Consider the following 25,538-nt stretch of genomic DNA (forward strand, 5'->3'; position numbering starts at 1 on the left):
TGGTCGCCGTTAAGTTCGTTCGTGTCCCCGCCGACAGGGCGCGGACATCCCCCTGGGCTGCAAAGGAGAAGGTGCGTTGTCTGACTGGGAGAGGTCCAGCACGGCACGGGTGACGGCACCCGCGCGGCCGCGCAAGCTCGCGAAGGTCCCCTTCGTGGAGCTGGCCGACGGACGGTTGCAGGGAGTGGTGTCCAGCGGCTCGGACATCGGGCGGGTCTATGTCTCGTCGGTCGCCGCGGGCAGCCACACCTTCGCGTGCAGCACCAACAACAACCGGCCCTGCGGCGGCGCGCGAGGAGCGTTCTGCAATCACATCCGGACCCTGATCGGCGAAGCGGTCCTCCAGTACGGAGCCGAGCGCGTCGCCCGCTATCTGAAGGCCGAGACCGAGGCCGCCGCACCGGACGGCGGCGAGCCGACCGCGCAGAGCATCACCGCCGTCATGAGTGCCGCCCGCCCGCCGCAGGGGGACACCACGGCAGCCGCACCCGTCTTCAGCAGGTTCCTGCGCCACCTGGCGTATCTGGAACTCGCGCCGAGCACCGAGCCGCTGCCGGAGATGCAGTGGTTCCCGTCGGCCGGAGCGGCCTGATGCGCGCCGATTCCCTCACCGCGACCGTCGACGGGCTCGATGAAGCCCTGGCGGCCGTCGACGCCTTCGATCTGGCCCTCGAAGCGGGACTGCTCCGCCCCCGGCCCGACCGGGCCGAGGGCCTGACCGGGCTCGCCCGCGCCGTCGCGGGCACACCGCTGGCCGCCAGGGTCGCCGAGGCGGCCGACAAAGCGGTCGCCGGAGCCGCGGCGGAGGACCACTTCCTCGCGCTCGCCGCCGCCCGCGCCGCGCTGCTCGGCTCCGCCCACGACGCGCTGATGACCCGCGTCGAGGAGGCCACCGGCCGGCCCCGGGGCGAGGAGAGCGCCCCGGCACACGGCGAGCGGCAGGCGGTCAATCTGCACACCGCCGCCCGCTCCTGGCTCTGCGACCTGGCGCGCCGGGGCTGGCGGGGCATCGACCACGACGTGGTCGCCGGGGCGGCGCAGATCGTCTCCGCGATGCTCGCCGACCCGGCCCTGCGCCGCCCGGCGACACTCCTCGACGGCTTCGCCGCCGAACTCGCCGCGTCCTGCCCCGGCGCGAGCCTGGCCCGGGTCCCGGCCCGCCGCTGGGCCGATCTGTGGACGCGCGCCATGCTGCTGACCCTGCCCGGAGCCTCCGCCGCGCCCACCGCCGGGACGGCCACCGGCCGCCTCCTGCCCCTCGGCGTCGACCTCCAGGAACACGCGACCGCCGTACAGGCACAGGTCCACGCGGTGTTCGAGCCCGCCGACGGCTCGGCGCCGCGCCTGGTGCGCGCCAGTGTGTCGGCCCCCAAGCCCGACACGGTCGTCGGAGCGGGCCTCTGGCAGCTGCTCCGCCCCCACATGTCGCTTCTGACGGCGGCGGGCGAGGGCCGCTCGATGGACCTCACCGATATGCCCGTCGCCGGGGGCGACCTGATCTGGAGCGACGAGCACGCCCGTCCGGGCGAACCCGTCGACCCCTTCGTCACGGCCCGCGTCGCCCTGGCCACCGCCGCCGACCCGGCGACCGCACCGCTGGACCGGCACCCGGCGCGCATCGCCGTACCCGTGTTCCTGGAGGGCTACACCGTCCGGAAGGACGACGACGTGCTGACGTTCACCGTCGCCGGACACCCGCTCGCGGTCGACGCCGACCGGGCCCCGGCCGCCGGACCGCTCACTCCCCAGGCGGTCGCGGGGTCCGCCGCGTGCATCGGGCTGCTCCGCTGGGACGCGGGCGCGTACCGCCTCCAGCCGCTGGCCGTCGAGACGACCGTACGGAAGAAGACCGTCGCCGTCCACGCCGGAGCCTGGGCGGGCGGCACGGCCGACAAGGCGGGCGTCCGCGCCGAGAAGGCCGCCACCGACGCCGTGGCCGCGCTGCGGGAGCGGGCGGGGAGGCTGCTGCGGAAATGACGGACCACCACATGACAGACCGCCCCCTGCCGGACCTTTCGGTGCCGGACAGCCCTGCGCCGGACCGTTCTGTGCCGGACCGTTCTGTGCCGGACCCCCACGACAGCCGCCGACAGGTGCTCTACTGGCGACTCCTCGCCCGGCTCTTCGACCCCGAGGAGCAGGCGACCCTGGAATCGGCGAGCCTCGCCGTCGTCGAGGACATCGGTCTGCCGCCGGCTCTCCTGGACCCCCAGGCGTCCGTGGACTCCATCGTCCAGCGCCACCCCGAGCTGGCACCCGAATTCGACTCCCTGATGCTGCCCGAGCCCGAGCCCGAGTCCGGCCCCGAGGCCTCCGGCGGCGGTCGCGACCGGGCCGCCGAAGTGCGGCGCGCGGCCCTGGTGTCCAAGGTGCTGCTCAATGTGTTCGCCTCCGGCACCGGCACGGTCACCGCCGGACAGCTGGCACGCTGGCAGTCCGACGCGGGCTGGCTGGAGCGCGCGCTCGGCTGCCGGCCCGGCGAGCTGCGCGGCGGCCGGGCCGGACGGGGGACCGCCGGCCACGGCACCACCGGAGCGGGCGTCAGCCCGACCGGCACCGGCGGCCCCGGCACGACCCCCGACCTCAGCCGGCTGATCCCGGCGATCGGCCCCGAACTCGGAGCCATCGAGGCGGAACTCGTCAAGCGCATGCACCTCCGCGAGGTACTGTCCGACCCCCGGCTCGCCGCACAGCTGACCCCGAGCATGTCGCTCATCGAGCAACTGCTCCAGGACAAGGACAACCTCTCGGGCGTGGCCCTGGCCAACGCCAAGAACCTCATCCGCCGCTTCGTCGACGAGGTCGCCGAAGTCCTCCGCACCCAGGTGGAGAAGGCGACGGTGGGCGCCATCGACCGCTCCGTCCCGCCCAAACGGGTGTTCCGCAACCTCGACCTCGACCGCACGATCTGGAAGAACCTCACCAACTGGAGCCCGGAGGAGGAGCGTCTCTACGTCGACCGCCTCTACTACCGGCACACCACCCGCAAGACCACACCCCAGCGGCTGATCGTCGTCGTGGACCAGTCGGGCTCGATGGTCGACTCCATGGTGAACTGCACCATCCTCGCGTCGATCTTCGCCGGACTCCCCAAGGTCGACGTCCATCTCATCGCCTACGACACCCAGGCACTCGACCTCACCCCCTGGGTCCACGACCCCTTTGAGACCCTGCTGCGCACCAAGCTCGGCGGCGGTACCGACGGCACGGTCGCCATGGCACTGGCCCAGCCCAAGATCTCCGAACCCCGCAACACCGTCGTGGTGTGGATATCCGACTTCTACGAATGGCAGACCGAGCCGCTGTTCGAGAGCATGGCCGCCATCCACCGCTCGGGCGCCAAGTTCATCCCCGTCGGCTCGGTGACCAGCTCCGGGCGCGGCAGCGTCAACCCCTGGTTCCGCGAACGCTTCAAGGACCTCGGCACACCGGTGCTCTCCGGGCACATCCACAAGCTCGTCCACGAGCTCAAGACGTTCCTCACCTGAGAAAGGCCCCTCACATGTCCGACCTGCTGCGCGCCCCCGCCGAGATCAAGTACGCCGAGGAGCTCGACTGGCTGGAGTCCGTCGACGACAGCCCCAAGCCCTTCTCCTGGCGGCTGTCCCCCAAGATGGTCCGCCTGTTCATCCTGGGCTCCGAGCGCTCCGACGGCCTGGAGCGGGAGATCCCGCAGAAGTGGTTCGGCGACCGCAGCCTCGTCGAGCGCTCCATCGTCACCCTCGCCTCCGACCGGGGTCTGCTGCTCATCGGCGACCCCGGCACCGGCAAGAGCTGGCTCGCCGAACTGCTGTCCGCCGCGATCTGCCGCAGCTCCACCCTGGTCGTGCAGGGCACCGCCGGCACCACCGAGGACCACATCAAATACTCCTGGAACGTCTCCATGGTCATCGCCAAGGGCCAGTCGCGCGAGTCGATGATCCCCTCACCGATCATGACCGCGATGGAGACCGGCGCGATCGGCCGCTTCGAGGAACTCACCCGCTCCACCAGCGACGTCCAGGACGCGCTGATCTCGATCCTCTCCGAGAAGTACATCTCCGTACCCGAACTCGACAGCGACAGCATCGTCTTCGCCCAGCCCGGCTTCTCCATCATCGCCACCGCCAACAGCCGCGACCGGGGCGTCAACGATCTCTCCTCGGCCCTCAAACGACGGTTCAACTTCGTCCGCATCCCGGTCGTGACGAACAAGAAGAGCGAGGCGGAGATCGTCCGCTTCCGCACCGAGGAACTGCTCCGCCGCCACCAGCTCGAACTCGACGTGCCTCCCACCCTGCTCGACGTGCTGCTCCAGAGCTTCGGCGATCTGCGCGCGGCGGCCGCCGCGGCCGGCAGCGACGACGAGAAACTCGAATCCGCCCTCTCCACCGCCGAGCAGATCGGCGTACTGGAGGACGCCATACTCCACAGCAATTTTTTCGGTGACCGCGCGCTGACCGCCCGCACCCTGGCCTCCTCGCTCGTCGGATCGCTGGCCCGGCGCGAACCCGAAGACCTCGCCATCCTCAACAAGTATCTGCACGGGGTGGTCGAACCGCGCAGCAGGGAAGACGGCGGATCCTGGCCCGAGTTCCTCGAGGGCGGCCGTGACGCGATCGCCACCCTGTCATGAGCGGCACCCCCGAAGGGACCTTCGAAGCGCTGCGCGCACAGCTCCAGGACGCCGCCGCGACCTTCGCCGACGGCCCCGGAGCCCTGGAGGGCATACTCCTCGGCCTCGTCGACGACGTCGACCGCGCCGTGCGCGAACCACTGGAGATCTTCCCCGTCTGCCACCACTCGCCCGCCTCGGCGATCGCGATGACCCGCCGGCTGCGCGAGAAGCAGCCGAAGGTGGTGTACCTGGAACTGTGCGAGGACATGGCCCCGATCCTGACCGAACTGCGCAACTGCCGGCTCCCGGTCGCCCTCCAGGCCTTCGCGACCGAGACCGACGGCTTCCCCGCCGAATGGGCCCCGCTGTCCGTCGTCGCACCCATCACCGAGGCCTCGGCCGAGTACCAGGCGATCGCCTACGCGCTGGACACACCGGGCGTCGAACTCGTCCTGGTCGACCGCTCCTCGGACCATGTCTTCCAGTGGGACCCGCGCGGAAGGCGCTCCGAGGAAACGGCCGGCCGTCCCGACCCGTCCGGTGCGTCCGGTCCATCCGACCCGGACGCGCCGACCCCCGGGGAGGCCGCCGCACCGCACGGCGACGCGGTCGGCCTGGAGATCGGCGACCTGCGGCCCCGCTTCGCCGAACTGGAGGAGCACCTGCTGCGCCACGGCCGGGTCCGGCACTGGTCGGAGTGGTGGCACCAGTACGTCGAACTCCCCCTCGGCGACAGCGACCACGACACCTACCGCCAGGTCATGATCCTCATCGGCAGCCTCTTCCGCCGCCTCGCACCCGGCGACCCCGGCCGGGTCCGGGTGGACGAGGACCGCGAGCGCCACATGTGGACCAGGATGCGCGAGCACCTGGCCACCACCGGCACCGACCCCGAGGACTGCCTCTACGTCTGCGGCGCGTTCCACGCGGCCAGCCGGGTCGAGGAGTTCGGCGTCCACGGGAGCGACACCTTCGAGATCGGCCCGCGCAGCGCCACCCAGTGGCGGCACGGCCTCATCCCCTCCAGCCACGCCGCGATCGAGGCACAGTTCGGCCTCGCCGCCGGATCGGTCTCGATCGCCGCGACGCTCTGGGCGAAGAACCTCCGGCGCACCCGCGTCGAGCCGTACCGACTGACCGGCCAGGCGGGCGGCGGACGAACGAAGGCGAGGAAGAGCGCGCCCCCGGCGATCCCGGCACCGGCCGTACCGCCCTCGGACAAACTGACCGGCTTTCTGCGCCAGGCCCCCGCCCTGGACCGGCTGGACGAGGCCGAACTGCTCGGCTGGTCGGTGGAGATCGTGCGGGCCGCCCGCCGCAACGGCTATCTCGCCTCCACCGCCGACGCCATCGCGGTGTTCGAGACATCCATCCTGCTGGCCGGGATGCGCGACCGCGCCAAGCCCACGCCGTACGACTTCCAGGACGCGGCCGTCACCTGCGTCGAGAAGGACACCGTGCCCGGCCGGCGCGATGTGCGCCGGCTCGTGGAAATCATGATGGGCGGCGACCGGACCGGCCAGGTCGGCTATGAGGCACTGCCTCCCCTGGCCCGCGATGTGCACGACCGGCTCGCCCCCCTGAATCTGAAGCTCCAGCAGCGCGGCGTGCGACGGGCACTGCTCGACATCGCCGGACGGCCGGAGCTGGAGCACTGCTCCGACGTGCTCTGGATACTGCGCCGCCTGCTGCCGCAGGGCGCGGCCCGGCCGATCATGGGCGAACGGAGTCTCGGCGAGCGATCGATCCAGGAGTCCTGGGACCTGGCGCTGGGCACCCATCAGCGCGCGCTCATCGAGCTGGGGTACGAGGGCGTCAGCATCGAACAGGTCCTGGAGCAGCGCCTGCGCCGTACCGCCCACGCCCCGGACGCCACCGCCGCGACCGTTCTTCAGACCGTCGAGGACGCGGTGCTCCACCTGGGCGGCCGACGTCTCGCCGACGAACTGGGCAACCGCGCCCTGGAGGTCCTCTCCACCGAACGCGGCGTCGACGGCGCACCGGAGGTACTGCACCGGATACGGCGGCTGCTCGCGTACTACCGCACCAGTGAACCGGTCCTGCCGCCGTGGATCGAATCCTTCGTCAAGGCCGGCTACGCCCACTACTGCACCCTTCTGCCGACCGCGTTCGCCGACGACGACGCCACCGTCCGCCAAGTGGCCGCGATGCTCGGCTTCCTCTTCAGCATGGAGAGCCTCGCGCTCTCCCTGGGCTGCGACCGGACCCAGCTGGAACTGGCCCTCGCCCAGTCCCACCCCCGGAGCCACACCAAGACGGCGCTGCTGTGGGCGGCCCGGACCCACCTCGGCGGGCTGAGCCGCGAGGACCTCCGGGCCAGGTGCGACGAACTGCTCGACAATCCTCTGACGGTGGCCGCCTACCCCCGCTACCTCAGCGGCTTCCTCCACGCCCTGGAACCGGTCCCCGGCCTCTCCGACTTCGTCGTGGAAGCCGTGTCCAACGCCTTCGCCCGCCTCCCGGACGCGGTGCTCCTGCCCTGGCTCCCCACCCTGATCACCACGCTGCGCTCGGGCGGCGCGGAGCTGGCCCCTCTTCTGATCCGCGAAGCCGCGCGAACCTTCCCCGGCACCCTCGCCGAACTGGACACCTGGACACCGCCCTGGCTGGCCCAGCCCCACCCCGGCCTTCCGGCGCGGACCCTGATCCCCGCCGACGGCCCGGGCCACTCGCTGCTCGCGGCCCATCCCGCGACATGCGACGCGCTCGCGAACCTGCTCGGCTGCGAAGGGACCTGGGCAGCGGCCGCCCCCGCCGCGCCGGGTGCCGCGCTGGTGGCTCGCCATCCGGCGGCGGGGGAGGCGCTGGAGGCGCTGCTGGCCGGAGTGTGACCTCAGACGGAGCCCGACGGCGCGTCGGATCGCGGTCCGGCGCGCGGGTCTCATTCGAGGATGTGGTACTTGTCCGGGTCCTGGCGGATGTCGTTGGCCGCGGAGCCGCTGTCGTTCTTCCCGGACTTGGTGAACGTGCCATTCTCGAAGATGACGGCGTACTCCCAGTCGAAGCTGACGGACACGTGGTTCTCCGCAGTGAGAATTCTCTTCATCGTTCTCAGCTTCTCCTTGTCGATGGTGCTCGGGTCCCTCTCCTTCCATTTTTTGTGGAAAGGCTGCTTGGCGAATGTACGTCCGTAGATCACTCGCACCTTGTAGCGGACACCCTTGCCGCTCTCGACAAGATTTTTGACAGTGTTCTCGGGCGTGGCGAACAGCCCGTTTCCGCTGTACGACTGTGGAGAGAGATTGATCCAGTCGGTTCCGGAGCCACCGAGATCCTTGTTCAGGATGTGGCCCAGGGCGTAGAAGCGCTTTTCGCTGTCCGGCCTTTCGTGCCGAGGCTTCAAACGGTCCCACTGTGTGCCCTGCTGCCCGTCCGAATCCGTCGGCGTTCCTCTGGGCAGGCCCTTCTTCGTGAGCAGGTTCGCCGTCACGGAGGTGCCGAATCCGCCGTTGCTGAGCGGTCCGTGGACCGGCGGGACCGACTCCGGGAGAGGGATCGCCCCCAGCAGGACGAGGGTCGCCTGGGCCAGCTCTGCCAGCAGCGGTTCCAGTGCCCTCTGCTTACTCCAGTTGGTCAGGCCCCCGCTCTTCACCCCTTCGATCTGGGTGAGCAGACCCCTGGCCCGGCTGAGGGCTGTCTTCTTCTCCGGGTCGGTCTGTGCGGGCAGCTGATCCAAGTAGGTCCGGTACTCGGTCTCCTGGCTTCGGATGACCAGGACGGCCGACTTGCCCCTGCCGCGGAAGGCCAGGGTGTGGGCCGGGGCGGCGCGTGGCTTGACGCCCTTCTTCAGCCGCCACCACGGGGAGCTGTCCTGCTCGCGGCCCTTGGCGTCCTCGCGTCGGCCGGTCCGCCTGTCCCGGCGTGCTCCGGGGCGCGGGCGGGACCGTTCGGGCCGGCGGGGGCCGGTGCCTTGGCCGCGTCCGCGTCCGCGTCCGTGTCCCTTGCGGCCGGCCGGGGGCCGGATCCGGGCCCAGAGCCGCCGTACCAGATCGACGATTCTGTCGATGACCCGGTCGACGGCACGGTTCACGGGCCGGGACATGGCCTGGACGATCGATTTGACCCGGTTGGCCATGCCGCCGACGCCGACGAGGGCGGCGAGGAAGCCGAGCAGGACGGGAACGGAGCGGGCGAGAGCGCGTTCCACCAGCCCGGGGACGGCTCCTGACGCGCCCTTGGCGATCGCGATGACGGAGTCGAGCACGGCGTTGACGAAGTCGATGATCTGCCGGGCGCGGGTGACGACGAAGGTGACGACGTCGATGATGAGTTTCACCGCGCGGACGAAGGCCGAAGCGGGGTTGAGCAGGGAGAGGATCCAGGTGATCCCGGCCATGACGATGGTCGGGGTCACATAGGCGATGACCTTGCCCAGGAGGTCCTTGCGGAGATCCCCCACCCGGTTCTTGAGGTCGTCCCACATGCCGTCGACGCCCCGCCTGCGGACCTCGGCGACGATCGGCACGGCCGTCTCGGCGGCGGCGACCGCCTCCTCGGGGACGCGGCGGGTGAGTCTGGCGCGGATATGGGGCCAGGTCAGACCGAGCAGACCGGCGAGCATGGCGAGGATGCCGCGGATGTCGAACTTCGCGGGGATCTGAAGCCCCGCCTCGGAGGCGCGACCCAGCAGCCAGGACATGATGCCCTGCTGGAGATGCCGGCCGATGTTCCGCAGGAACAGCCGCAGTCCCGCGCCCACGGCGGAGACGAGGTTACGGAGGAAGCCGACGGGGTCCTTCAGGATCAGCATCACCGCCGTGGCGGCCCTGGCCAGCACCCCGAGCAGCAGTCGCTTGAGTTCCATGACGGTGTCGATGACGCCCTTGACCGCCTCGGCGGCCTTGTCGACCAGGCCCTTGTTCTTCTCCTTCTCCGCCGCGACCTCCTCGTCCACCGACCGCAGCGCGTCGGTGTACTTGGTCGCGAGGGTGTCGACGAGGCCGGTGCCCTTGTCGTCCACGGTCCGGGTGAGTTCGTCGAACCGGTCCGTGAATTCGGCGGCGGCCTCCCGCCCGATCGCCCGGAGACGGGCGGGCAGCCGCTTCACCTCCGCCCGGATCTCGCCCCGGCCCCGCGCGATGCGCCGCTTGGCCCGGTTCAGCTCCGCGCCGATCAGGGTGGCGACGTCCCCGATCACCCGGCGCATCCGGCGGATGTAGCCGTCCCGGGCCACATCGAAGATCTTGTCGGCCTCGGCGGGCAGCCCCGTGAGCTTGTCGTCGATCCAGCGCAGAGCACCGGCCGGACCCGAGTACCGGCGGTCCTTGTACTCCTCCATCTTCCGCCGGTGCTCGTCGGTGAAGGCCTCGCGGGCCGCTTTCTCGCCCGTGTCGAACTCTGTGCCGACTTTCGCGTCGAGGCCGCTGAGGATGGTCTCCACATCCGTCTTCATCACGTCGAAGACGGTGTGCAGACGGGCCGTGACCTCGGCGCGGTCGGCCTCGTCCCGGCTCTTGGCCCCCGTCTTGCCCGCGCCCACCCGCTGCCCGGTCAGCGCGCGCCGCGTGCCCATCGCCCCCATCGCGGCCGTCCCCAGCTCCCGCGCCCGCTCGGTGGCCTCCCCCAGCTCGGCGGCCTCGCCCGCGCGCATCCGGCCCGGTGCGGTGGCGGAGTGCCGCTCGGCGGTCCTCTTCTGGTTCAGCGCCCGGGTGAAGGACGGTTCGTTCGCGCGGCGCAGCTGGGGCTCGGTGAGCCGGGCGCCCGCCAGGTCCTGGTCGAGGCGGGCCGGTCCGGCGGACAGATCCATGGCCGAAGGCGGCAGCCTGCCGGGGACCGCGCTCCGCGGATCGGGACCCGCCGGGGCCGCCGGGGGACGGTCCGCCGACAGCGCGACGACCTCCTTGGGCACCGCCGCCGAGGTGTCGGGCGGCGCGGCGGTCGTGGTCGCGATCTGCTCGGCCGAGTCCGACTTGCCCTCCCCGACCTTGCCCTGCGCCTCGGCACGGATCTCCTCGGCCTTCCCGGAGTCCGCGAACTTGTCCGCCTGGTCAAGATTCTTGGGCGCTTTGTCCGCGACGGCCTTCTCCACCGCCCGGATGAACGCGTCCCGGTCGAACTCGCCAGGGCGCGCCTCGTCCATCCGGTCCGCGTTCGCCGTCTTCCCCTGCGCCTGGAGATCGTCCTTGGGCGGTACGGCCGCGTCCTGCGCCGCCTCCGCCTCCGCCCGTGCCGGCGGGTGCGAGGCGGCGACCGACCGCTTCTTGCGCTGAACATCCCTCTTCAGCGCCATGAACCGTGAATCGGCGTGCGGACCGGGACGTTTGGCGGTGCCCCCTCCGGCGGCAGCGGCGGCGGGGGGAGCGACAGCCCCTTCGGACGGGACCGGCGCGGTACGGCGGGCCGCCGCCGCGACCGCGCCATTGCCCACCCGTGACTGCGCGGCGGCCGACGAGCCTCCACCCCGCGCCGCCGCCGGGACACCCGCTGGTCCGCCCACCGCCTCCGGTGTACGGGTCAGGGCGGCCGCCACGGCCGAGTTGGACACCGCCGTACGGGAGGACTTCCCCGGATTCCGGCCCGGATTCCGGGTGTCCGCCCGGCTCTGGGGAGCGCGTACGGCGGGGTCCGGCGACTTCGGCCGGGTACCGAGAGCCTTGGGCGACGGCATAGCGGGCCTCCCCACGCCTTCCTGTGCCAGAGTCGGGCCGAGAGAACAGCCGTGTCCCGTGAGAACACGCCCCCCGGGGCAGCGTGACAGCGCGGGCATGACGGGACCGTCGTCCGGACGTCACCCGGATATCACCGGGGTACCGCAGTGATCAGCGAACGCCCCGCGGACGTAGGCTTTCGGTGACGACTCAAGGGGGAAAAGGCTGATGCGGAACAGAAGGCCCGGGATCACGAAGCGCGTGGGTATCGGCATGCTGGTGGCCGGGACGGCCGCGCCGCTCGCCGTGTACATCGGGGTGGACGAGTACCAGGAGCGCGCCGACCGTCGCGCGGTGGAGAGCGCCGCCCGCGCCGTCGTCCAGGAGCGGGTCTCCTACGCGGAGCGCGCCCGGGAGGGGCGGAAGGCGGCGGCCGGGGGCAGAGGCCCGAGTTCCGCGGAGACCCGGCTCTTCGCCGTCGACGTGGACTTCTTCGCGGACGATTTCGCGAGGATCGATTTCTCTCAAGAGACCGACTTCGCACGGGAGGGCAGGGCCGCGGAGAATTCGGAGGAGATTCCTCCCACGGTCTCCTCGCACTCCTTCTCCTTCCGGAAAGTGGATGGCGAATGGCTGCTCTCCCGGGACCACGGCCCGGACGAGTTCGCCTGAACCGAATCCCGCGCGATCCCGCGCGCGCCGCGCACCGTACACCACGCCGGACTGCGGGCACCGCCGCGAACTCGCCAAATCGCACTGGAGTTCGCCATGGTGTCCAAAAGCCCGCCTCCGGGCCCCGCGCGCGGCGGCGATCGGGGAAGGTGACGAAAACCCGCTCGGTGAGCCGAAGACAGGCATAGCCTGCGTGCAGCATTTCGTTCGGGTCGGGACGACCTACGGTGCGGCGGAGGTGTCATGGGCGGAGAACCGCGCGGACCAGCGGCTGTCAGGGAAATCAGGGGACGGGCCGGAGGACGGCCGAGGAATTCCACCGGGCGTCCGGCAGGCGGGGAACGCGCCGTTCGCCCGGCGGCGTGCGGGACGGGCCCCGCCGCCGGGCCGGAGACACCGGATCCCTATGGCGAACAGGCCTTGCTCACTCCCGCCATGGCCGAGGGCCACGAAACCGTGCCGCCCGGTGAGCGGGAGCGGCTGCTGACCTATCTGGAGGCGGTCGTCGCGGCCCGCCGGACGCCGGTGCACGCGGCGGTCGCCTTCAACGCCGTGTACTTCGGATACGACCTCGACGGCGAGGGCTACGGCCGCAGCCCCCTCCGGCTCGACGACTTCCCCGTGGTCGCTCTCGGCGCGGACGTACCCGCCCTCCCCGTCGGGGCCATGATGCGCGTCGCCACCGGATCGGACCCGTTCTACGCCGAGATCGTCTACAAGGAGGGCGCTCACCCGGACGTGACCCCCTTCGGCGATGTGCCCGCCTGGGTGTCCGGAGCGCCCATCGGCGCGGAAGCGGCGGGCAGACCGGGGACGGACCTCTCACCACGACGCCGCGAACTCCTGGTCCCGGATCCGCACGCCTTCGGCCCCGGACTGAGCCTGTCACCGGCCCGACTGCACCGTCTGCGCACCCAGCGGCGCTGGATCAACGAGGACGGCCATGTCCTCGTCGACGCCCGCTACCCGTCGCGGCAGGCCGCCCTCCGCACCGACCTCACCGCCTACGCGGAGCATCTGCTGACCACCGCACGGGCACAGCTCCTCAGCCCCTTCGTCCCCGTCTCCCTCGCCGAACTCGTCGGCAGCACCCAGGAGGACGCGCTCCGCACCGGTCTGCTCCGCCTCCTCGACACGGTGCGGCGCGTCCTGCTCTCCAGCGAACTGCTGCGAACCTGGGGCCTGTACGCCATCACCCGCGACTCGCTCGCGGCCTGCCGGCGCGAGACCGGGCCGCTCGGCGGCGGCGATCTGCGCACTCTCGCGGCGGCCCTGGAACGCGCGGCGACCCCGGCACGGCGCCGATACGGACTGACGTCCCCGGTCACCGCCTACACGGCGGTCGGGCCCCGGCTGCGGGCGTTCCCCGGAGCCGGGGAGCTGCTGAAGGGCGTGGGGTACGCGGCGGCGGTCTGCCGGGCGAATGTGACGCTGGCCGACGCGGTCGGGCGGGACAGCGACCGGGGTCTGTTCGCGAGCGGCGCGAGAGTCACCCTCGACGACGCCTTCGAAGGCGGGGGAGTCTGGCGCTCCCACCACCCCGGCGACGCGGAGCACCCCGGCGAGGACCCCCTGACCCCGGCCGGACGGGGATGGATCTCCACGACAGCGACGGCTACAGCGACGACTACGACTACGGCACCCGAGCCCGCGCCCGAACCGCTTGACGCGCCCCTCCCGGACGATGCCGAACTCGGCCCGCCCCGGCTGCTGCGCGCCGACGCGAACGAGATCGTCTGGCGGCTGCCGCTGCGCCTCACCCACCTCGCCGACGGCTTCCTTCCGCTCCACCCGCCCATGGCCGACGACCTGCGCACCACCTGCGGCCGGCGGCCCGCGGTCCGGCTCGAACTCGGCCACCCGAGCGGCACCCTCGGCGCGGGCGAAGCCGTCCAGAGAACCGTCGCCGAACTCGGAGCCGGAACCGGCCGCCTCACCGGCGTGGCCTGGCCCGCGGGCTTCTTCCCCGGTCTGCTGCTCCAGCTCCACTGGCCCCGTGGCGGCCGGGTGATCCGCGCGGCCACGATCCGGCTCGACCGGCCGGTACGGGTCGGCGACCGGGAGATCGGGCACCGCTACGACCCGTGCGTCCTCACCCGGGAGGACGCCCCGGGCAGCGGCAGGCACGGTGACACGGCGGCCGGCCTCGGACCCAGAGCGCTGGTGCTGCGCACGGTCCGCCGCTGCGGGCTGCTCACCGTCGACGGCCACGCCCTGCTCGACCGGACCGGCCTGCCCCTCGCCGTGTACGGGAGACAGCCCGCCCGCACCCGGTCCACCGCCCTGGAGGCCGCCGTGACGGAACTCCTCGCCGAGCGCCTCCTCGAACCGGCCGTCGGCAGCCGTGACCTCACCGGCCGCCCGCACTTCCCGGCGCGCCCCGGGGAGCGGACGATACCGCTCATCGGCTACCGCCCCGCCCGGATCCGGCTGCCCCGGCCCTGGGGCGGCGCGGGACCGGCCGCCGAACCCCTGCGCGATGTGCGGTACGTACCCGGTCATCTGCGCCGGCTGCTGCCGGGGTGCTCGCCGAGCGACACCCAGCGGACCGCCTTCCGCGAGCACTGCCGAAGACTCGGCAAGGCGGACGGCTGGGAACTGCCCGACGGCTACACCTTCGTCACCCAGCACTCCCGGGGCCACTGAGCCCTCCCGGCGCGTTCCGGCGAGCGGAGAACCGCCCGCCCGGATCGCCGAACCCCGGACCCCGGACCACCGAATCCGGACCACCGAACGGAGCACGCACGTATGCAGGACCGCTACCACGTCATCGCGGGGCCGCCGATGTCTCCGCAGGACGTGTCGGCCGACGGCCTCAAGGCCCTGGCCTCGGCACTCAACGCACTGGAACAGCCGGCCGTCGCCGCCCTGGACGACCTGAAGGCCGGCATGGTGGAACTGGCCTTCAACTCCCTCCCTCCCAAGGACCGGCAGGGACTCCTCGGACTCCTCGCGATACACATGACCGCCCCCCGGCGGGCGGGCGGCGCGCTGTGCCAGGACATCCTGGCCAGGCTGCGCCGCGAAGCACGGCGCGACTTATGCACCTGCGGCCTCAAGGCCCTCACCCAGACCGTGATGAACGATGTCGCCGAGGCCGCCTTCGCCGAGGGCGACGACGCGGTCCCCGACCCCGTCTCCCGCTGGGGTGCGCCGCTGGTCAGGGCCGTCGTGTTCGCGTGGTGCAACGCGTCGGTCGCCGACGCGTACGTCCTCGTCTGGGCGGCGGAGCGGGACTGGTTCGGGGCCGCCGCGGCGGCGGACGAGACGGAGGCTCTGCGGCTCGACGCCGTGCACGCGGCCGCGCGCTCCGTGACGGAGGCCCATCCGGACTTCGCCGTCGGCGACGAGGGCAAGGAGCCGCCGCCCGCCACCGTCGCCCCCGTACCGGACGAGCCCGCTCCGCGCGCTGCGGAGCCGTACGCGTCCGAGCCGGAGGAGGTCTGCCGGAGGCTGGAGCCCGCCCTGGCCGACGCGGTGCGCGCCGCCCGCCGGGTCACCGAGGCGGTCGAGGACGGACGGCCTCCCGCCGAGGACGATCTGACGCCGCTGACCGGGCTGAGAGCGGCCTTCGACAGCGCCCGGACCGTGTTCGCCGAGGCGGGCATCGATACGGAGCCGCTTCGCCTGGAGGACATGGCGCGGGCCGCGCGGTCGTACCGGGAGGCCCGCGACCGCGACCGCGCCGCCCGGGAGACCCTGCGGGAGCTGCCGTCCATCGGCTGCCGGGCGGACAGCCCCGTCGCCCCCGCCGCCGAGGCCGTACGCGCCGTCGCCCGGCGACTCCTGGACGCGTCGGAGTGGACCGGGGAGGAGCGGCGGGAGGCCGCCGCGCTCACCGCGCTCGCCGACCTCGTCCGGCTGCGCCGGCGGACGAAGGAGGCGGCCGAGATCCTGACCCTTCAGGAACAGGTCGTACGGGTGCTCCCCGCCTGCGCCATGGCCGCGGTGCTGGCCCATGAACTGACCCTCCCCGAGCCCGAGGAGCCCACCGACTCCCCGGCGGCCACCCCCGAGCCCGAGCCCACCCCCGAGCCCCGGCCTGTCCCGGCCCCCGCCCCGGAACCCGCGCCGACGCCCGCCCAGCCCTCCGCAACCGGCGGCGAGGCCACGCCCGCGCCCCCGATCGCGCCCACCGCGGAGCACCCGGACCGGGACGACGGCGACGACGGCGAGGCCTCGGCCGAACGCGTCCTGGCACGGCTGATCACGGAGCGGCGCTTCGGACTCGCCCACCATGTGGCGCGAGCCTCCGGCAGCCCCGAGCCCCAGGTGACGGCGCTCCGGCTGGCCGCAGCGGCAGCGCTGCTCACCTCCGGCACCAGCCACGGCGCCCGGCTGGTCGCGGATCTGCTCCAGCGGCAGAGCGGCCCGTTCGGCCGCGACGCCGAGGGCGGCGAACTCATCCTGTTCCCCGCCCTGCTGCGCGCCGCCCTGGTCACCGGCGACCATGTGGCGGGGGCACAGCTCAAGGCGATGGCCCCCCGGCTGCCGGACGCGCTCGGGGAGGTGGCGACCACGGTCGCCGACCGTGCGCTCAGCGGGGCCCTGATGATCGCCTCCCCGCTGGTCGTCATCGCCGACGTCTCCGAGACCGAGGCCCGGCTGCGCGAGCTGCGCGAGCAGTGCGCCGCCCTCGCCGCTCCCCAGCGGCTCCGGTTCGCCAGGGCGACGGGCATCGCCAAACGGTGGCTCGCCCCCGACGGCGGACTCCTCGGGTCCATGCTCACGGCCGTGATCGACGACGACCGGGACGCCCTGACGGCCGTCCAGGAGAGGGCGGAACGCCTGTCGAAGCTGTCCGAGATCAACGCCGAGATCGACCGCATGGACCGCGCCCACCGCTCCTCCAGCGGCAAACCGCTCCAGGGCTCCGGACGGCAGGACCTGGTGCATGTCGTCGAACGAGCCGTGGGACTGGCCAAGGAGTGGCGTCTCGCGGTCGACGGGGCCGGCAAGGGCGACCGCTCGGACGGCAACAGGTCCGCCAAGGAGGTCTCGGCCCTGCGCCAGTCGATGCTGGCGCGCCGCGAGGCCGTGCTCACCGAACTCGAACAACTGGCCAGGCGTGACGGCAGCGTCGCCGCCGCGTCCGCGTGGGCCGCGCGCAGCTCCATGGAGGAGATCTTCGCCCTGCTGTCCGGCGCCGCCGGGACCGCGCGCCCCGGCGGCGGACCTGGCGGCGGCACCGACCCGGAACACGTCCTGGACGCGGAGCTGCTGAAGGTCTGCGACACGGTCACCGAACGGCCCCCGCTCGAACTGCTTCTGACGGCGGTCGACCGGGGCTGGGAGGAGGCCCTGCGCGAACGCCTCGACAGCGGCGCGTTCACGGCCGCCCGCACCATCGTGGAGCTGGCCGCGCGGGGAGCGCTGCCGTGCCCGGACGGCGTGGCGTTCGCACCGGGCACGGCAGCCCGGATCGAGGAACTGGAGAGCGCGCGGCGCGCCGCTCTGCGCACGGAACACGACGACCTCGTCGCCGAGCTGCACCGGGCCCAGGTCGACGGCGCGGTCACGGACGACCAGGACCTGCGGCTCCAGGAGCTGCTGGCCGACGCCCGTACCCGCCTCGACGACACGGACCAGCGCGATCTGGCACCCGTACGGCGGGGACTGGCCGCCGTACGGGAGCATCTGCCCGCCTACCGGCAGCAGGCGACCGACCGCATCCGGGCCCGGCTCGACGCCCTGGACCTCACCGAGGACGAGCGGACGCAGGTGCTGCGGCACCTGGACACCGGCGGCGGCCTGGCGACCTCGGCCAACCTCGTCTACTTCCTGGAGATCGGCGAACCCGTCCCGGAGATCGAGGCGGGGGAGTCCCATCTGACGGAGTTCTTCCCCGTCGTCCCCGACGGGCTGCCCAAGGGCATCGACCACCGACTCGTCGAAACGGTCCGCTCCGGCGGAAAGCACCCGGCCGTCTCCGTCCTCGACTACGGAAACCTCTCCAGCGACGAGGCCGCACTCGCGGCCGACGCCCTCAACGACTGGCGCGAGCTGGGCGCCACCGACTCCAAGGACCGGCCCAACATCCCCGCCCGGCGCAAGCTGCTCCCGGCCCTGAAACTCCTCGGCTACGACGCGAAGAGCGTCCGCTCGCTGGACGAGCTGTCGCCGCACCGCCGCGAGTACCGCTTCTTCGAAGCGATCGGCGTGGAGGTCAGCGGCCGGGCCAAGGTGCCCGCGTTCGGCTCGCAGATCAAGGAGCAGGGCGGCAGCCTCCGCGTGCTGATGGTCTGGGGACGCCCGCCCGCCGAGGTCGTCATGAGCCTGGCGACCCGCGACCCCAGCGAGACCAGTCTGCTCGTCGTCTACTTCGGCACGCTCGGCCGGGAGGCCCGCGCGGAGCTGGCCGGCGGGTCCGACCGGCTCCAGCCGCTGCTGGTGGTCGACGACGCGGCCCTCGCCTATCTCGCCGCCCGGGGCAACCGGCAGGTCAGCACGGCCACCCAGACCCTGCTGCCGTTCTCCGGCGTCAACCCGTACATCAGGGAGAAGCGCGGCCGGATCGGCGGGGAGATGTTCTACGGCCGGGACGCGGAACGCAAGAGCATCCTCGACCCCCGGGGCACCCAGGTCATCTTCGGCGGACGCGGCCTCGGCAAGTCGGCGCTGCTCAGCGACGCCGGGGAGCGCTTCATGGACCAGCGCCCCGGTTTCCACCAGTCGGTGTACGTGAACCTCGACCAGGAGAACATCGGCAAGGGAAGCTCCCTCGGCCCCGAGTCGCTGTGGAGCGTCCTGGACCGGGAGCTGACCGAGGCCCAGGTGCTGGGCCGGCCCCAGGGCCGCAAGTCGCAGAAGGACCGCTCCGAACGGGTCCGCGAAGGGATCCGGAGCTGGCTCGACGGGGACTCGCGGCGTCGTCTGCTGATCCTGCTCGACGAGTGCGACCAGTTCTTCGAGGCGGACGCCCCCCGGTTCGACCAGACCAAGAAGCTGAAGGGGCTCGGCTCCGACACCAAGGACCGCGCCAAGGTCGTCTTCGCCGGACTCCACTCCGTACAGCGCTTCGCCAAACTCGCCAGCAACGGACCGTTCGGACATCTCGCGCAGACCCCGAAGGTGATCGGCCCGCTCGCCCCGCAGTTCGCCGCCGATCTGCTGGTCGAGCCGATGCGGGCGCTCGGCTTCGAGTTCGACGACGTCGATCTCGTGAACAGGGTGCTCGGCTACTGCTCCTACCAGCCGTTCCTGTTGCAGATGTTCGGACACCGGCTGGTCGAGCTGATGCACCGCAAACGGAACCGGCGCGGCGTCGAGGGACCCCCGTACACGGTAAGGGTCGCCGACATCGAGGCCGTGGAGTCCGACACCGCCCTCAGGACGGGCATCTCGGCGGCCTTCAAGGACACCCTCAGCCTCGACCACCGCTACGACGTGATCGCCAACGTACTCGCCTACCAGGCCCGCCACCACGGACTGGAGGCACGGCTGAGCGACGCCGAGCTGCGCGAGGAGTGCGAGACCTGGTGGCGGGAGGGGTTCGAGCGGCTCGACACCGAGGGATTCCGGGCCTACCTCTCCGAGATGGTGGGCCTCGGCGTCCTCGCGCCCAACCACGACGGCCAGGGCTGGCATCTGCGCGGCCCGAACGCGCTGCGCATGATCGGCACGTCCCACGAGGTCGAGGCCCGGCTGCTCCGCGCCGAACAGGACTGCAAACTGGAGGAGAGCATCGTGCTGGAGGGCCGGCCCGAGCTGCCCGACGGCCGGCCCGCGCCGCTCACCATCACCCAGCTGGACGACCTCCTCGGCGAGCGCGCCAACCAGACGAGGGTCGTCCTCGGCACACCGGCCACCGGAGTCACCGACGTCGGCGACACCCTGCGCGCGGTCGCCGGACGCATCGCCGACTGGAAACTGCCGCCCATCGGCAAGCCCAGCGTCTACAAACAGGAGCTGACGGGCGGACGACCCCGCGAACGACGCGTCGTCATCAGCGACTTCGCCCGCTACCCGGCGAAGTCCGAGACCTGCCGCGAAGCCGTCGACCTCGCCGACACACTGCTCCCCACCACCTCGGGCGTCACCCGCGCGGTCGTCCTCGTGACCGACACCGGCCAGCTCGACCTGTGGCGCGCCCTGCTCACGGGCGAGGCACTGACCTCGGCCGTTCCCGTGGTACTGCGCCGCCACGACCGCCGGGGACTGCGGGGCTGGGCACAGCGCGCAGAGATGTTCAACACGGACGAACGCCTGGACCGGCTCTACGCGCTGACCGGCGGCTGGCCCCTCCTCGTGGACCGCGCCCACCGGCTCCACGGCGAACTCGGCGACCCCGACGAGGTCCTGCGACACCTCGCGGAGCTGCTCACGGACCGCTCGGCGGCCCGCGCCTTCCTCGACGCGACCGGTGTCCACGCGGACCCGGAACTCGCGGCGGGATACCGCGCCATCGCCGCCGAGTTCGGCGGAGACCTCGTCGACACGGAGGCGGTCGTGACCGCCATCGCCTACCGGACCGGGGACGAGGAGGAGGCCCGCTGGGTCTTCGCCTGCCTCGACGCCCTCCAGGTGTTCGAGCGCGAGGATTCGCAACTGCGCCTGGAGCCCGTACTCATGAGGTGCGCGGAACCGGACTTCGACTGAGAGAGGAGTCGTACGATCATCCCCATGAAGCCGAGATCGAGAGTGCTTTACGAGAAGAACGGCCATCTTGCCCGCATCACACTCGACAGGCCCGAGGTTCTCAACGCGATGGACTTGCGTATGCACGAGGAACTCGCCGAGATATGGGACGACTTCGAATCCGACGACGAAATGTGGGCTGCGGTGCTCTCCGGCTCGGGAACCCGCGCGTTCTCCGTCGGCCAGGACCTGAAGGAAGCGGCCGGCCGCATCCGCGAGGGAACCGCGCCCCCGGCCACCTTCGGCAGCCGGGGAAAGCCGGGCTGGCCACGGCTGACCGAGCGATTCGACCTCGCCAAACCGGTCGTCGCCAAAGTCCGGGGATACGCCATGGGCGGCGGCTTCGAACTCGCTCTCGCGTGCGACATCGTCATCGCCTCCGAGGACGCGACCTTCGCACTGCCCGAGGCCAGGCTCGGGCTCATGGCCGGGGCCGGCGGAGTCTTCCGGCTGACCCGGCAGCTGCCCTGGAAGACGGCCATGGGACACCTGCTGACCGGCCGCTCCATGGACGCCCGGCGCGCCTTCGAACTCGGCCTCGTCAACGAGGTGGTCCCCGCCGAGGACCTCGACGAATGCGTCGACGGCTGGGTGGCCGACATCCTGCGCTGCGCGCCGCTCTCCGTCCGCGCGATCAAGGAAGCGGCCACCAGGTCCTCGACCATGCCGCTGGAGTCGGCGTTCGCGACCCGCTACCCCTGGGAGGAGCGGCGCATGCACAGCGAGGACGCGCGCGAGGGCCCACTCGCCTTCGCCGAGAAGCGCGAGCCCCGCTGGAAGGCCCGCTGACCACCGGGCGGTGCGCGTCACTCCGACGCGCACCGCCCCATGCGGGATCGTACGAGGGTCACTTCGACGCGGCACCGGCCGCGAACCTGCCCACCTTTCCGAGTACATCCTCGCTGTAAATGCGCAGCGCCTGCTGAAGCGCGAATTCCGCCATATAGGCCCGGAAGGAGTCCGGCGGCTCCTCCGCCAGATTCAGCATTCGGCGATTGGTCACGACCGCCGTATTGTCCAGCCGGTCCATCCCCTTCAGCATCGCCGCATCCAACTCCGCGGGATCGACCACCTCGTCGAACAGCAGCCCGCCGTCCGGCTCACTGGCCCACACCTTCCGCCCCCACAGCACGATCTGACGGGACCGCCGGCTCCCGATCGCCCTGCCCAGCCGGAAGTTCGAGGCACCGGGCACGATCCCCTCCTGGGCAGCCGGCAGACTGAAGAACGCGTCCGCGCCCGCGATCACCCGGTCGAACACCAGCAGCAGCTGGGCCCCGCCCCCGATCGCGAAGGTGTCGACCCCGGCCAGCCACGGCTTCTCGATGGTCGGACTGCGCCACGACGCGTCGTGGGGAACCGCGATCCCGCGCACCAGCTTGTTGATGTAGCCCATCTCCCGCCGCATCAAGAAGTCGACGAACGAGATCTCCCCCGCGTGCAGCCGCTTCAGATTGATGCCCGCGCTGAACACCCGGCGACCCGCGTACCGGGGGTGCGACATCGGCCCGCCCCGGAACGCGCCCACCCGCACCGCCGGATCCAGAAGCGCCAGATCGACCGCGGTCTCCACATCGTCGACCTGCTGATCGTCCTCGGCGTTGAGACAGTCGTCGCGGCACAGGGTCAGTTCAGCCGCCGCACCCGTCCGCTCCAGCCGCACGGAAGGCAGCACGATCGACCCGGTGCGCCGGAACTCCGGCAGCAGCCGCAGCGCGCGCTCGGTCGGCCGGAGCATCGACTCCATCAGATGGGTGCCGGCGGACACCGACCCCAGCACCTCCCGCAGAAAGAGACCCTGATCGATCTCCAGCCCCTCCTTGTGGGCCTGGATACGCTTCGACTCCGCCGCCATCGGCTCCGCCCCCGGCAGCAGCCCGGGAAACCTCGCCCCGGCCGCGTCCACCAGCTCACGCAGCCGCAGCCGTACCGCGCCGCCCTCGGTGAGATCGTCGTACACGGCGTCGACATGCTCACGGAGGAAGGCGTGCCGGGCCTGCCGTACGGCGAGCTTGGCGCGCGCGGCCGTCTCCCGCTGCCCGGGGTCCCGCTCCACGGGCTCCGGGAGCGACGCGAGCCGCTCGTCGCCGCGCGCCGCGACCGAGGCGAGCGCGTCGACCGCCGCGTCCAGGCCGCCCGGTCCGGCCCGGCCGGCCAAGCCGCCCCGGTCAGCTCTCGGAGGCATGGGCACCCCGGCGCAGTACACGGTCACAGGCGGCGAGATGCCGGCCGAGTGCCTCTTCGAACGTCGTCGTGGTCGCCTCCAGGAGCAGCTGCCGCCGGACGGCCACATCCGCGCCCCGGCCCGGTGTCACCGCGAGCGCGACGGCGACGGCGGTGTCCAGATCGTCGGCGATCTCGTCGAGCAGCCCCAGCTCCAGCGCGTCGACGGCCCCCACCGGAGTGTCGAAGAGGGCCGCCCGTCTCACCCGGGCCACCCCGACCTGGTTCGCCAGCCGATAGAGGGCCATCCCCGGCCACGCCGAGCCCGGGCCCGCCCCCGACGGCAGCCGCAGCCATACATCGGGCGTGCCCAGCCTGAGATCCGTGGTCAGCAGAGTCTCCAGCGCCGTGCCGCCGCACTCCCCGTCCACGACGGCGACGGTCGTCGCGGACAGCCGCTCGATCCGCCGCAGCGCGCGTTCCCATTTGTTGACGAGGGCGATGCTCACCCCGTCGGCGGGCACACCGACCGGTGCGTCGGCCGGTGCGTCACCGGTCAGACGCAGTACGGCGACGCTGTCGGGACCGGCCTCCTCGGCCTGGTCCGCGAAGGCCTGCACCCGGGCGATCAGCTCACGCGACAAGGGCTCAGCCCCGTCGATCCTCAGCTGCGGCCGGACGGCGGTGAAGTCATCAGTGGTGGTCATGGTGGTGCGCTCCTTCTGATCGGCGGAACTACCAGCGGATGAGGGCCGTCTCGATGGTGGAGCCGGGGCCCATCGTCATGAGGACTCCGTACTCACCGCGACGTGCCAGCCCCTCGTCGCGCAACCGGTCGTAGGAGAACAGGAAGGAACCGCTCGACAGATTCCCGTAGTCGCGCAGCACCCCGGTGGTGTGCCGCACATCGTGCTGGGTCAGCCCGAGGTTGATCCGCACGGAGTCGATGACCTTCTTGCCCCCGGAGTGCACCGTCCAGTGCGCGATGTCGTCGCGCCTCAGACCGGTGCCGGACAGCAGCCGGCCGATGGCGAGTTCGGCGTGCGCGCCCACCACATAGGGGACGTCCGGATCGAGGAAGAAGCTGAAACGCCCCTGGTCGTCGTCCCAGTCGTAGCGCATCGCGTCGAGCGCCTCGGTGATGATGTGACTGGTGAACTTCAAGACCTCCGGTCCCGGCCGCTCCTTCGGGTCGTCGGCGATGACCGCGACCGCGCCCGCGCCGTCCCCGAACAGGCTGTTCACCACCGAGCTGCGCATCGTCCCGTCGAACACATAGGCGGCGGAGCAGGATTCCACGCACACCATCAGCGCGAGCCTCCCCGGGTGCGCCTGCGCCCAGCCGGTCACGGCGTTGAGCCCGTTGAGCCCGGCGTTGCACCCCATGCCCACCACATCGAGCCGCCCGCAGCTCGGGTCGATGCCCAGCTCGCGGATGAGCAGCGCGCTGAACCCCGGGGTGAGGAACCCGGTGGAGGTCACACAGCACAGATAGCCGATGTCGGAGAGATCGGCGTTCATGTCCTTGAGGCAGTCCTCGACGGCGCGCGCCCCCACCTCGATTCCCTGCCTCCTGTGCTTGGCCAGCAGGGCCCCCTGCTCCTCGGGGAGCCGTCCGCCGGCCGGGTCCTCGGGCGGCAGGGTGAGGAACCGGCGCTCGATGGCGCTGTTCAGGAAGACCGACCGGACCCGGGGGTCGTCGATCCCGAAGATGTCCAGCAGTTCACGCTGGGAGTACGAGGTCGGCGGGACGGCGGTGCCGATGCCCGCCAGCCGTGCGCGCGACCGCTCGGGAAGCGTGGCGTCCGGTGCGGGGCGCAGGGCCCCGGGGTGGGGCAGCTGGGCGAGCGGAGTCATCGGTACATCCACCCCCAGGTGCGGAGCTTGCTTCTGGTCCGTCTGATGAAGCGGCTATGGGGCGACATCGTTGACCTTCCTGGAAATGAGGGACCCGATCTCCGGGCTCGCCTCCGGCTGCATGAGCTGGTGGTGGTTGAAGCGCGTCCGATGGCTCTCGATGTCCGTCATGAAGCGGTCACGCCACAGGTGCGACGCGGGTACGGAGCCGTGGTTCTCGGCATCGACGAACAGCACCGGGACCCGGGACGGCCTCGGCGTGTGCTCGGCCATCGAGCGATGGTTCGCCCTGGTGATCAGCACCAGGTTCTGGATGGTGCGCTCCGGCAGCGTCGAGAGCGGACTCTCGGCCTCCGCCAGAGCCCGCCGCAGCTCATGGCCCTCGGGAACCGGGTCCGGGCTTGCCGGCGGCAGCAGGGTCAGGCCGTCCAGCGCGGTACGGATCAGCTCCGCCGCCGTCGGCTCGCCCGCCGGGTCACTGCCGTGGTACGAGTCGAGCAGCACGAGCAGCGAGGGATCCTCGCCCGCCGCCTCCAGCTCGACCGCGACCTCCTGGGCGACGGTCCCTCCGAACGACCAGCCCACCAGCACACAGGGGCGGCCATTGCCCCGGCTCTCCCTGATCTCCCGGATCCGCGCGAGATGGACGGCCGCGAGTTCCTTCACCGCCAGGGCCCCGACCTCGCGGTCCGACAGCCTCGGGTCCTGGAGGCCGTACACCGGGTGCCCGGCCGGGAGATGGCGTATCAATCCGGACCAGGCCCAGCTCAGCCCGTTCGCCGCGGGCAGCAGGAAGATCGGCGGCAGCTCGCCGTCGGCGCGGTACGCGATCACGTCGTCCACTTCGCCGTCGGACTCCTTGAACAGGGCGTCGTGAAGTTCGGCGGGGGTGGGGTGTTGGAAGAGGGTGTGGATGGTGGTGTGGGTGTTGAGGGTGGTGTTGATGCGGTTGGTGAGGCGCATGGCGAGGAGGGAGTGGCCGCCGTGGGTGAAGAAGTTGTCGT

Annotated in this window: 14 protein-coding genes; 9 read left to right on the forward strand and 5 right to left on the reverse strand. The window is 71.9% G+C overall.

Translation table 11 applies throughout. The features are described 5' to 3' along the window. The first annotated feature begins 76 nt into the window (after window positions 1-76). The 5 genes from ABD371_RS34285 to ABD371_RS34305 are packed head-to-tail and all read left to right on the forward strand — an operon-like array spanning window position 77 to window position 7,449. Window positions 77-592, forward strand: a complete 516-nt coding sequence (locus ABD371_RS34285; protein ID WP_344486155.1) for a hypothetical protein — start codon at window positions 77-79, stop codon at window positions 590-592. Continuing rightward, a complete protein-coding gene (locus tag ABD371_RS34290; RefSeq protein WP_344486158.1) occupies window positions 592-1,977 on the forward strand; it encodes a hypothetical protein in 1,386 nt (461 codons plus the stop codon). Before ABD371_RS34285 ends, ABD371_RS34290 begins: the two co-directional genes overlap by 1 nt. Further along, a complete protein-coding gene (locus ABD371_RS34295) occupies window positions 1,974-3,488 on the forward strand; it encodes a vWA domain-containing protein (RefSeq protein ID WP_381735497.1) in 1,515 nt (504 codons plus the stop codon). Before ABD371_RS34290 ends, ABD371_RS34295 begins: the two co-directional genes overlap by 4 nt. A gap of 14 nt (window positions 3,489-3,502) precedes the next feature. Continuing rightward, window positions 3,503-4,615: an ATP-binding protein gene (locus tag ABD371_RS34300; protein WP_344486164.1), complete on the forward strand. Its 1,113-nt coding sequence runs from the start codon at window positions 3,503-3,505 to the stop codon at window positions 4,613-4,615. Next, window positions 4,612-7,449 carry a hypothetical protein gene (locus ABD371_RS34305; protein WP_344486167.1) on the forward strand — a complete coding sequence of 946 codons (2,838 nt, stop codon included), beginning with the start codon at window positions 4,612-4,614 and terminating at the stop codon, window positions 7,447-7,449. The genes ABD371_RS34300 and ABD371_RS34305 overlap by 4 nt, the downstream gene beginning before the upstream one ends. A gap of 50 nt (window positions 7,450-7,499) precedes the next feature. Here ABD371_RS34305 and ABD371_RS34310 read toward each other — a convergent pair whose 3' ends face one another. Then, complete coding sequence (locus ABD371_RS34310) at window positions 7,500-11,225, reverse strand: phage tail protein (RefSeq protein ID WP_344486170.1); 3,726 nt, start codon at window positions 11,223-11,225, stop codon at window positions 7,500-7,502. A 241-nt stretch (window positions 11,226-11,466) separates the two neighbouring features. On the opposite strand from ABD371_RS34310, the gene ABD371_RS34315 reads away from it, so the two are divergent. The 4 genes from ABD371_RS34315 (at window position 11,467) to dpgD (ending at window position 21,303) form a co-directional block, all read left to right on the forward strand. Next, the gene (locus ABD371_RS34315; RefSeq protein ID WP_344486173.1) at window positions 11,467-11,877 is read left to right on the forward strand and encodes a hypothetical protein; all 411 of its coding nucleotides are present in this window, start codon (window positions 11,467-11,469) and stop codon (window positions 11,875-11,877) included. Window positions 11,878-12,312: 435 nt separating this feature from the next. Then, on the forward strand, window positions 12,313-14,523 hold the full coding sequence (locus tag ABD371_RS34320; RefSeq protein WP_344486176.1) for a hypothetical protein: 2,211 nt from the start codon (window positions 12,313-12,315) through the stop codon (window positions 14,521-14,523). 102 nt (window positions 14,524-14,625) lie between these two features. Continuing rightward, entirely contained in the window at window positions 14,626-20,475 is a 5,850-nt protein-coding gene (locus tag ABD371_RS34325) for a hypothetical protein (protein WP_344486179.1), read from the forward strand. A 24-nt stretch (window positions 20,476-20,499) separates the two neighbouring features. Further along, the gene (gene dpgD / locus ABD371_RS34330) at window positions 20,500-21,303 is read left to right on the forward strand and encodes an enoyl-CoA-hydratase DpgD (RefSeq protein ID WP_344486182.1); all 804 of its coding nucleotides are present in this window, start codon (window positions 20,500-20,502) and stop codon (window positions 21,301-21,303) included. Window positions 21,304-21,361: 58 nt separating this feature from the next. On the opposite strand, the gene dpgC is transcribed toward dpgD, so the two are convergent. From dpgC to ABD371_RS34350, 4 genes are all read right to left on the reverse strand, one after another. Next, on the reverse strand, window positions 21,362-22,699 hold the full coding sequence (gene dpgC, locus ABD371_RS34335) for a (3,5-dihydroxyphenyl)acetyl-CoA 1,2-dioxygenase DpgC (RefSeq protein ID WP_344486185.1): 1,338 nt from the start codon (window positions 22,697-22,699) through the stop codon (window positions 21,362-21,364). Beyond that, a complete protein-coding gene (gene dpgB / locus ABD371_RS34340; protein ID WP_344486188.1) occupies window positions 22,683-23,384 on the reverse strand; it encodes an enoyl-CoA-hydratase DpgB in 702 nt (233 codons plus the stop codon). The genes dpgC and dpgB overlap by 17 nt, the downstream gene beginning before the upstream one ends. A gap of 28 nt (window positions 23,385-23,412) precedes the next feature. Next, window positions 23,413-24,534, reverse strand: a complete 1,122-nt coding sequence (gene dpgA, locus ABD371_RS34345) for a 3,5-dihydroxyphenylacetyl-CoA synthase DpgA (RefSeq protein ID WP_344486191.1) — start codon at window positions 24,532-24,534, stop codon at window positions 23,413-23,415. A 54-nt stretch (window positions 24,535-24,588) separates the two neighbouring features. Beyond that, window positions 24,589-25,538 (reverse strand): alpha/beta fold hydrolase (locus ABD371_RS34350; protein WP_344486194.1); only part of this gene is annotated, 950 nt, incomplete at its 5' end.

This window comes from Streptomyces amakusaensis (assembly GCF_039532665.1).
Taxonomy (GTDB): domain Bacteria; phylum Actinomycetota; class Actinomycetes; order Streptomycetales; family Streptomycetaceae; genus Streptomyces; species Streptomyces amakusaensis.

Bases quoted from the DNA above. Each gene is read 5' to 3' on its own strand.
- ABD371_RS34290 (WP_344486158.1), top strand. From the start codon at position 592: ATGCGCGCCGATTCCCTCACCGCGACCGTCGACGGGCTCGATGAAGCC.
- ABD371_RS34295 (WP_381735497.1), top strand. From the start codon at position 1,974: ATGACGGACCACCACATGACAGACCGCCCCCTGCCGGACCTTTCGGTG.
- ABD371_RS34300 (WP_344486164.1), top strand. From the start codon at position 3,503: ATGTCCGACCTGCTGCGCGCCCCCGCCGAGATCAAGTACGCCGAGGAG.
- ABD371_RS34305 (WP_344486167.1), top strand. From the start codon at position 4,612: ATGAGCGGCACCCCCGAAGGGACCTTCGAAGCGCTGCGCGCACAGCTC.
- ABD371_RS34310 (WP_344486170.1), bottom strand. From the start codon at position 11,225: ATGCCGTCGCCCAAGGCTCTCGGTACCCGGCCGAAGTCGCCGGACCCC.
- ABD371_RS34320 (WP_344486176.1), top strand. From the start codon at position 12,313: ATGGCCGAGGGCCACGAAACCGTGCCGCCCGGTGAGCGGGAGCGGCTG.
- ABD371_RS34325 (WP_344486179.1), top strand. From the start codon at position 14,626: ATGCAGGACCGCTACCACGTCATCGCGGGGCCGCCGATGTCTCCGCAG.
- dpgD (WP_344486182.1), top strand. From the start codon at position 20,500: ATGAAGCCGAGATCGAGAGTGCTTTACGAGAAGAACGGCCATCTTGCC.
- dpgC (WP_344486185.1), bottom strand. From the start codon at position 22,699: ATGCCTCCGAGAGCTGACCGGGGCGGCTTGGCCGGCCGGGCCGGACCG.
- dpgB (WP_344486188.1), bottom strand. From the start codon at position 23,384: ATGACCACCACTGATGACTTCACCGCCGTCCGGCCGCAGCTGAGGATC.
- dpgA (WP_344486191.1), bottom strand. From the start codon at position 24,534: ATGACTCCGCTCGCCCAGCTGCCCCACCCCGGGGCCCTGCGCCCCGCA.